At 66.5% G+C, this 9,262-nt stretch carries 8 protein-coding genes; 4 read left to right on the top strand and 4 right to left on the bottom strand.

Annotation, left to right across the window (positions count from 1 at the left end):
* The 4 genes from BN423_RS03865 to BN423_RS03850 form a co-directional block, all read left to right on the top strand.
* Window positions 1-498: PD-(D/E)XK nuclease family protein (locus BN423_RS03865; RefSeq protein WP_026088998.1), on the top strand; the 498-nt coding region annotated here is incomplete at its 5' end.
* 47 nt (window positions 499-545) lie between these two features.
* Window positions 546-1,049: a DUF3284 domain-containing protein gene (locus tag BN423_RS03860; protein WP_019238950.1), complete on the top strand. Its 504-nt coding sequence runs from the start codon at window positions 546-548 to the stop codon at window positions 1,047-1,049.
* 207 nt (window positions 1,050-1,256) lie between these two features.
* The gene (gene dnaE, locus BN423_RS03855; protein WP_019238949.1) at window positions 1,257-5,060 is read left to right on the top strand and encodes a DNA polymerase III subunit alpha; all 3,804 of its coding nucleotides are present in this window, start codon (window positions 1,257-1,259) and stop codon (window positions 5,058-5,060) included.
* A 216-nt stretch (window positions 5,061-5,276) separates the two neighbouring features.
* A complete protein-coding gene (locus BN423_RS03850; protein ID WP_019238948.1) occupies window positions 5,277-6,080 on the top strand; it encodes a biotin--[acetyl-CoA-carboxylase] ligase in 804 nt (267 codons plus the stop codon).
* A 176-nt stretch (window positions 6,081-6,256) separates the two neighbouring features.
* Here the strand turns inward: BN423_RS03850 and BN423_RS03845 are convergent, their stop codons facing one another.
* The 4 genes from BN423_RS03845 to BN423_RS03830 form a co-directional block, all read right to left on the bottom strand.
* Entirely contained in the window at window positions 6,257-7,651 is a 1,395-nt protein-coding gene (locus BN423_RS03845) for an oxaloacetate decarboxylase subunit alpha (RefSeq protein ID WP_019238947.1), read from the bottom strand.
* Between the two features lie 27 nt (window positions 7,652-7,678).
* A complete protein-coding gene (locus tag BN423_RS11845; protein ID WP_019238946.1) occupies window positions 7,679-7,813 on the bottom strand; it encodes an OadG-related small transporter subunit in 135 nt (44 codons plus the stop codon).
* Between the two features lie 12 nt (window positions 7,814-7,825).
* The gene (locus tag BN423_RS03835) at window positions 7,826-8,953 is read right to left on the bottom strand and encodes a sodium ion-translocating decarboxylase subunit beta (RefSeq protein ID WP_232385488.1); all 1,128 of its coding nucleotides are present in this window, start codon (window positions 8,951-8,953) and stop codon (window positions 7,826-7,828) included.
* Between the two features lie 123 nt (window positions 8,954-9,076).
* Window positions 9,077-9,262: biotin/lipoyl-containing protein (locus BN423_RS03830; protein WP_019238944.1), on the bottom strand; the 186-nt coding region annotated here is incomplete at its 5' end.

The raw sequence follows: 9,262 nt of genomic DNA, 5'->3' as shown, positions 1-9,262 counted from the left end.
TTCCATGCCGCCGCGCAATGGCTCATCGAGACGGGCGCGGAGACGGTACCTGCCGAGCGCATCGATGCCCTCGCGCGCCTCTGGGGCGTGAGCGAGGCCCAGCGCGACCGCCTCGAGCGGGCGCTTGCGCGCTGGGAGGGGTCGCGCGTGCGCGCGGAGATGCGCGCCTGGCCGCGCGTGCGGGCCGAGGTGCCGTTCTTCTCGCTCGGCATGGAGGAGGCGGCTGAGCGCTTCGGCACCTACGCCGAGGGCGCGATCGACGTGCTGTGCACCGATCCCGCCCACCCGGACGCGGCGCTCGTGCTCGACTACAAGACGGGCGGCAGCGCGCACGAGACCCCCGAGGAGCTGCGGGAGAAGCACGCCCTCCAGGCGCGGGTGTATGCCGATGTGCTCCACAAGGCGGGTTTCGAGCATGTGACGCTCAAGTTCGTGCGCGTCGAGGTCCCCGACCCCGCCGCCCCCGATGAGCCACAGGTCGTGGTCTTCGAGCTGTAGCAGACGGTAGAATGGTTTGCGCACACGACGGCAGAAAGGCGGATCGCATGGAATTCACCAAGGAGCTCGACATCACGCCGGAGGAGTTCTTCGACCAGATCGAGAAATCGGTGCAGGGGGAGATCGAGGACGCGACGGGAAAGGTCATCTCGCGCGCGAAGCTCAACGGCTTCAAATACAAGAAGCGCTCGCGCGGCGGCGGCAAGTCGAGTGGCACCGCGATCGACGTGAAGATCAAGCAGTACCGCTACCCGGAGGTCTACGAGGTTCGCTTCAAGTACAGCACCGGGTCGAACGACATCACCTACCGGGCGACCCCGGACGGCGATGGCGGCATGGTGCTCGAGTACACCGAGGAGTACGCCTCAGCCCGACCCGTGAAGGGGCTCTTCGCGCGTCTTCAGGCCAAGCGCTACGAGCACCGGGTGCGCCGGACCGCCGAGGAGACCGTCAAGAGCATCGTGAAGCTCGCGAAGGATTACCGCCGCGCCCGTGCCGCGAACCCCGCGCTCGACCGCCTCGAGGACGAGCCGGACGCCCCTGCAATGTAAAATTACCCCAGGGGTATTTTTACATTCGGCGGGGAATCGAACACGCTATGGTGCTTCCGCGTACGCCGCGCGAAGGCGTACATATGTCCGCCCCATAGGTTAGAATCTGGTTCCGGAATCGGATGGCCGGGGCGCTCCCATGGGGTCGCTCCGTTCCGCATCTGGCATGTACGTTGTTCTGAGCATATGAAGTGAGGAGATGCATCCATGGCCTTCGTTCATCTGCACAATCACTCCGAGTACTCCATGCTTGACGGCGCCACGCGCGTGTCCGATATGGTCGCGCGCGCGGTCGAGCTGGGCATGCCCGCCGTGGCACTCACCGACCACGGCTACATGTACGGCATCCCGGAGCTCGGCCTCGCCTGCGACGCCTATAACCTCAAGGCGCCCGCGCGCCGCCAGTGGAAGGCGGACAAGGCGGCGCTCGAGGGCGGCACCGATCCCGCCGCCCTGCCCGCGCTCGCGCCGGATGCCGACCCGAAGGCCGTCGAGCAGCGCGCACGCGACCTCGAGGCCTGGGCGAGCACGGGTTCGCTCGACGGCGTGAAGCCCTACGTGATCAAGCCCGTCTTCGGCTGCGAGGTCTACTTCACGCCCGACGACACCCTCGCGCGCGACCGCAAGCCCGAGCTCTACCACATGATCCTCATCGCGCGCAACGAGCGCGGCTACGTGAACCTCATGCAGACGGTCTCGGAGGCCGCCGTGGACGGGTTCTACTACAAGCCGCGCGTGACCCTCGACAACCTCCGCCGCCATCGCGAGGGGCTCATCGCCTCGTCTGCCTGCCTCTCGGGCATCGTCATGAAAAACATCGACCGCGGCAACCCCGCCGAGGCGCTCCGCTGGGCGGAGACCTTCCGCGACCTCTTCGAGCCGGGGAACTTCTACATCGAGATCCAGGACCACGGCATCACGACGGAGAGCGGCAACACGGAGGAATGGATCAATCGCCAGCTCATCCAGCTCGCCGAGCAGGTGGGCGTCAAGGTCATCGCCACGAACGACTTCCACTACCTCACGCGCGAGGACGCCCCCGTGCAGGACATCATGCAGTGCATCGGCATGAACGCGAAGGTCGACGACCCCAACCGCATGCGCATGCACGGCTCGGAGTTCTACATGAAGAGCGAGCAGGAGATGCGCGCGCTCTTCCCGTACTGCCCGGAGGCGTGCGACAACACGCTCGAGATCGCGGACAAGTGCGACGTCGAACTCGAATGGGGCAAGATCATCCTGCCCCGCTACCCGCTGCTCGACCCCGGCGAGACGCACGAGAGCCAGTTCCGCCGCGAATGCGAGGAGGGCCTGGCGAAGCGCTACGGGCCGGATTGGGAGACCAAGGTCATAAACGGCATCTCCGTGAAGGAGCGCTTCGAGTTCGAGTACAAGGTCATCTGCGACAAGGGCTTCGCAGCCTACTTCCTCATCGTCGCCGAGTACGTGCGCTGGGCGAAGCAGAACGGCATCGGCGTGGGGCCGGGCCGTGGTTCCGCCGCGGGCGCCATCGTGGCCTACGCCATGGACATCACCACCTTCGACCCCCTCGAGAACGGCCTCATGTTCGAGCGATTCCTCTCGCCCGAGCGCACCGAGATGCCCGATATCGATATGGACTTCGACGATGAGCGGCGGCTCGAGGTGATCGAGCACGTCCGCCAGCTCTACGGCCCCGAGAAGGTCACGCACGTCATCACGTACTCGACCATCAAGGCCAAGCAGGCCATCAACGACGCCGCGCGCGTGCTCGACTACCCCGTGTACGTGGGCCAGCGGCTCTCGAAGATGATCTCGTCCGACCCGTCCGTGAAGCTCAAGCAGGTGCTCACGCGCGTGGAGGGCAAGGAGGATAACTACAACCCCGATTTCGCCGAGGCCTACCAGAAGGACGCCGACGCGCGGCGCATCATCGACGCGGCGCTCGCCATCGAGGGCCTCACGCGCGGCGAGGGTGTGCACGCGTGCGCGGTGCTCATCTGCCGCGACCCGGTGAACGAGCACGTGCCCACGAAGCTCGACACGAAGGGCGGCGTGGAGATCACCCAGTACGAAGGCCACACCGTCGCGGACATGGGTCTGCTCAAGATGGACTTCCTGGGCCTGCGCACCCTCACGGTCATCTCGAAGGCTCGCGCCAACATCAAGGCGAACCACGGCATCGACATCGACGTGGACGCCATTCCCTTCGACGACCCCGCGATCTTCAAGCTCATGCAGGGCGGCCACACGGCGGGCGTGTTCCAGATCGAGTCCGCCGGCATGACGGCGACGATCAAGAACATGAAGCCCACCGAGTACAAGCACGTCGTCGCTCTCATCGCCCTCTACCGCCCCGGCCCTCTGGGTGCCGGCATGGTCACGAGCTACATCAACCGCATGAACGGCAAGGAGCCTGCCGTCTCCTACGACCCGCGCCTCGACGACATCCTGGGCGAGACGTACGGCACGATGGTCTACCAGGAGCAGGTCATGAACATCTCGGTCGAGATGTGCGGCTTCTCCAAGGGCGAGTCCGACAGCCGTATCCGCAAGCCGGTGGCGAAGAAGAAGATCAAGATGCTCACCGAGCAGATCTTCCCGTGGGAGGACGGCCGTGAGGAGACCATCTACGACCACTGGATGAACGGCGCGGAGCGCAACGGCTACGAGCGCAAGACCGCCCAGCGCATCTGGGACGACGTGCTCGAGTTCGCCTCCTATGCGTTCAACAAGTCGCACTCGGCCGGCTACGCCATCCTCGTCATGCAGACCGCCTGGCTCAAGGCGCACTACCCGCACGAGTACATGGCGGCCGTGCTCACGAGCTACACGGGCAAGACCGAGAAGATCACGCACTACGTGTCCGCCTGCCGCCACGACGGCATCCCCGTCCTGCCGCCTGACGTCAACGAGTCCGGCCGCGAGTTCACGGCGACGGCCGAGGGCGTGCGTTTCGGCCTCGCGGGCATCCGTGGCGTGGGCGAGGGCGTGGCCGATGCCGTCATCGCCGAGCGCGAGCGCGGCGGCGCCTTCAAGAACCTGCACGACTTCGTCGACCGCGTCGATTCCAGCCAGGCTAACCGCCGCGTCATCGAGGCGCTCATCAAGGCCGGCGCCTTCGACTCCACGGGCTACCCGCGCCGCCAGCTCATGCACTTCGTCGACAAGGAGAACCCGGAGAACATCATCGACGCCGCCGCGAAGCGCCAGAAGGAGCGCGCCTCGGGGCAGGTCTCGTTCTTCGACCTCTTCGGCGACGTCGCGGGCTCCGGCTTCGAGGTCACCGTGCCCGAGCCGGACGGCCAGGAATGGGACCGCCACATGAAGCTTCAGGCGGAGCGCGAGGTGCTCGGCATCTACGTTTCCGACCACCCGCTGCGCCCGTTCGAGTACGCGCTCGGCAAGGCGCGCGAGTTCACGCTGGCGCAGATCGACACCGGTGTGGAGCGCGAGGGCGCCAACGGCGAGATGGTGAACGTCGAGATCCCCGAGGGCAAGCAGTTCTGGTTCGCCGGCATGGTGTCCGCCGTGTCCAAGCGCGTCACCAAGAACGGCGACCCCATGGCGATCGTGACCCTCGAGGACATGGAAGGCGAGGCGACGGTCGTCGTCTTCCCCAAGACGTACAAGGAGTGCGAGCAGTACCTGCGGGGCGAGACCGACCCGGAGACGGGCGCGGTGCTCTCCGAGGCGTTCATCCGCGTGCACGGCAAGCTGGAGCGCAGCGACCGCGGCGACCAGATCATCGCGCAGGAGGTGCTGCCGCTCGAGCTCAACGAGGAGACGAACCGCCCCAAGGTGTTCGAGATCATGATCCCGAGCGCGCGCTTCAGCCAGGGGAGCATGGCGCGCCTGGCCACCGTGCTCGCGAGCAACCCCGGCGGCGACCGCGTCGAGCTCTTCGTGGAGCAGGGCGACGGCCGCACCATGCGCGCCGAGATCCCCACCCGGGTGAACGCCCGCTCCATCCCGCTCATCGCCGAGACGAAGGCGATCGTGGGCGACCGCGGCCGCGTGACGGTGATCTAGGGGCTTGAGACGGCAGCGGGTGCCCGCTTCCGGCGCAGCGTCGCCCGGGGCGGGTGTCCGGCGTGCCGATGCAGGCCGTTCACCTGCGGATGCGAGCCGCTCCCGGCGGAACGTGCACGCTCGCGCGGGGGCATGGGTACAACTACCCCCAAGAGCGCTGCGGGCTGCTGGCGCGCTCGGAGCCGGATGGACAGATGAATAGGCGGGAGGACGGCCATGGCTGACATTCAGCACGATGCCTTCGCTGCAATCGAGGTACTCGACGAGGTTGAATCCACGAACCGGGAGCTCATGGCGCGCGCCCGCGGGGGAGCCCCGCATGGCAGCGCGCTGCGGGCCCGCTCGCAGACCGCGGGGCGCGGCCGCCGCTCCCATGGGTGGACCTCCCCCGAGGGCGGGCTCTACCTCTCGGTGCTCATCAAGCCGCACGTGCCCGACCGCGTGCTGCCAGGCATCCCCGTCGCCTGCGGCATCGGCGTGGTCAACGCGCTCGAGGCGCTCGGCTGCGCGGACATCAAGCTCAAGTGGCCGAACGACGTCATCTGCGCGAACGGCAAGCTCGGGGGCATTCTCGTCGAGCTGGGGCGGCAGGCGGGCGAGGCGCTCGCCGTGTGCGGCCTCGGCCTCAATATCACGGCGATCTCCATGGATTGGCGCGACCCGAACGCGCTGCCCATCGCTGGCCTCGCCGACTGCCTGCCGGACGACCGCGTGCTCCCGTCGCTCGACGAGCTCGCCGAGATGGTGCGCGCCTCCGTGATCGACGCCGTCGAGCTGTGGTCCGAGGGCATCGAGGCCGCCGGTCCCTCGGCAGCCCCGCTCACCGGCATCAAGGCCGCCTACAACGAGCTGCTAGCCTATCGCGGCGAGCGCGTGCACGTGTGCTCGCCCGACGGCTCGGTGTCCGAGAACGGCGTCCTCACCGGCGTGGATGTATGGGGTCGCGCCCTCGTGGAGCTCCCGAACGGCGACGTCAAGCCCTACGACTCCTCGCAGGTCTCCCTTCGTCCCGTAAAATAACCCCAGGGGTATTTTTACATCGCGAGCCCGAGTGGTCTCGCGCCGTGGCAAAAAAAGCGTCGCATAACTCGATGGTGAAGTTCGATTTCGGGCTTCACCCGTGAGGTATGCGACGCTTTGCGAATAGAGATTCTGCCCGGGATGTAAAAATACCCCTGGGGTACATTTACATGGCGTTACGCCACGTCGATCGTGACCTCGACCTCCTGCACGGGGACGTCGTAGAACGGATCCTCGCGCCGGCCGAGGAAGTCGCGCGCCTGCTCGGGGAAGAGGGCGTAGTCGAGCACGTCCTCCTCGGTCTTGGCGTACGCGCCGATCTCCTCGCGCGCCTTCGGCAGCTCGGGCTCGAGCAGGTCGGCGGGACGGCAGGTGATGACCTCCTCATCGCCGATGATGAGCTTGCGGATCTCCTTGGAGATGGTCACGGGCGGCCGCCCGTACATGCCGCGCACGTAGTCGCGGATCTCCTTCGGCACCACCTTGTAGCGCTCGCCCGAGAGCACGTTCATGAGCGCCTGCGAGCCAACCATCTGCGAGAGCGGCGTCACGAGCGGCGGGTAGCCCAGCTCGGCGCGGACGCGCGGCACCTCGGCGAGGACCTCGTTGTAGCGGTCGAGCGCCCCCAGGTCGGTGAGGTTGCTGATGAGGTTCGAGAGCATGCCGCCGGGCACCTTGTACAGGAGCGCCTTCGGCTCCACCTCGAGCACCTTGGGGTTGAGCCCGCCGTCGGCGAGGAAGCGGTCGCGCACGGCGGCGAAGTGCTTGGCGATGATGTCGAGCTTGTCCACGTCGAGCCCGGTCTCGTACCCGAGCCCGTCGAGCGCGATGGCCATGGACTCGGTGCAGGGCTGGCTCGTCCCCTCGGCAAGCGGCGACAGGCACGTGTCGATGATGTCCGCGCCAGCCTCGATGGCTTTGAGGTAGGTCATCTGGCCGATGCCCGCCGTGCCGTGCGTGTGCACCTGCACGGGCAGGCTCGTGGCGCTCTTGATCTCGCCCACGAGCTCATAGGCCACATCGGGCGTGAGCACGCCGGCCATGTCCTTGATGCAGATGCTGTCCGCCCCGGCGCGCTCCATCTCCACGGCGAGCGAGGTGAAGTAGCGCACGGTGTGGACGTCGCTCGTGGTGTAGCAGATGGCGGCCTGGACCTCGCCGCCGGCCTCCTTGGCGGCGCGGATCGAGGTCGCGAGGTTGCGCGTGTCGTTCAGGGCGTCGAAGATGCGCAGCACGTCGATGCCGTTCTCCACGGACTTCTTCACGAACTCCTCGACCACGTCGTCGGCGTAGTTGCGGTATCCCAGCAGGTTCTGCCCGCGCAGCAGCATCTGGAGCTTGGCGTTCTTCACGTGCGCGCGGATGGTGCGCAGGCGCTCCCACGGGTCCTCGTTCAGGTAGCGCAGGCACGAGTCGAAGGTCGCGCCGCCCCACACCTCGAGGGCGTAGAGGCCGCAGCTATCGAGGTCCTCGAGGACGGGCAGCATGTCCTCGATGGGCATGCGCGTGGCGATCTGGCTCTGCTGGCCGTCGCGCAGGATGGTCTCCATGAAGCGGATGGTTCGTCCCATATGGTTCTCCTTTCACGCTCCGGGTTCCTATGCCTCGGGGCCGCGCGGCGCGAAGATCTTCGACAGCGCGAGCGACACGAGGTAGATGATGATCATGACGACGAAGATGCCGCCCCAGCCCACACCGAGGAGCTCGAAGGCGATCATGAGGTTCTCAGACATATGCGATCCCCCTTACATGAGCAAGCCGAGCACAAGGCCGCCGGCGACCACGGACGCGATCTGCCCGGCGACGTTCGCGGCGCTCGCCTGCATGAGGATGAAGTTCTGCGGGTCCTCCTCCGTGGCGAGGCGCTGCACGACGCGCGAGCTCATGGGGAAGGCGGAGATGCCAGCGGCGCCGACCATGGGGTTGATCTTCTCCTTGCGGAAGAGGTTCAAAAGCTTGGCGAACATGACGCCGCCCACGGTATCCATGACGAAACCCACGAGGCCGAGCGCCATGACGATGAGGGTGTCGAACTGCAGGAACTCGCTGTACTCCATCTTCACGGAGACGCAGAGGCCGAGCAGGATCGAGATGAGGTTCACGAGCTCGTTCTGGGCGCTCTTGGAGAGCGAGTCGAGCACGCCGCACTCGCGCAGCAGGTTGCCGAACATGAGGAAGCCCACGAGCGGCAGCGACGCGGGCGCGATGAGGCCGGCGATGATGCAGATGATGATGGGGAAGAGGATCTTCGCCGTCTTGGACACCGCGAGCGGGTTGTAGCTCATGCGGATGCGGCGCTCCTTCTTGGTGGTGCACAGCTTGATGGCGATCGGCTGGATGATGGGCACGAGCGCCATGTAGGAGTAGGCGGCGACCATGATGGCGCCCATGTACTTCGATCCCAGGCTGTTGGCCACGAAGATCGAGGTGGGGCCGTCGGCGGCCGCGATGATGCCCGTCGAGGCGGCGTCGGCCATGTCGAAGCCCAGCAGCGTCGCCACGATGATCACGAAGAAGATGCCGAACTGGGCCGCGGCGCCGAAGATGAGCAGAAACGGGCTCGAGAGCAAGGGGCCGAAGTCGATCATGGCGCCGATGCCGATGAACAGCAGAAGCGGGAAGAGCTCGGTCTCGATGCCCATGTCGAAGAGGATCTGGAAGGGGCCGGTCTCGCCGATGACGCCGGAGAACGGGATGTTCACCAGGATGGTGCCGAGACCCATGGGCACGAGCAGCGTGGGCTCGTATTGCTTCTTGATGCCGAGGTACATGAGGATGCAGCCGATGAGCATCATGACGATGCGACCGGGCTCCGCCGCGAGCGCGATGACGCCCGCGGTGAGCACGTCGGCTGCCGTAGTTAGAATCTCCACTGGTCTCTCCTTTACCAAGGACGCGGCACGGGTGTCAGCGCTCGCCGCGTGCGCTCTCGGAAAGCTCGGCGCGCCGCGGTTGCTGACACCGTCGCCGTGCGCCGGGCGCTTGCCGTGCGGACGCTACTCGATGCTGAACAGCGCGTCGCCGGGGTTCACCATGTCGCCCTTCGCGACGTTGATCGAGGCGATGGTGCCGGCCTGCTCGGCCACGATCTCGCTCTCCATCTTCATGGCCTCGAGCACCATGACGGGCTGGTTGACCTCGACCGTGTCGCCCACGTTCACGCGGATGTCGAGGATGGTGCC

Origin of the sequence: Enorma timonensis, from assembly GCF_000321165.1 — a bacterium.
In the GTDB taxonomy this organism is placed as follows: Bacteria; Actinomycetota; Coriobacteriia; order Coriobacteriales; family Coriobacteriaceae; genus Enorma.
Note: the sequence above shows the minus strand (reverse complement) of the source record. Positions and strands in the feature narration are given on the sequence as shown.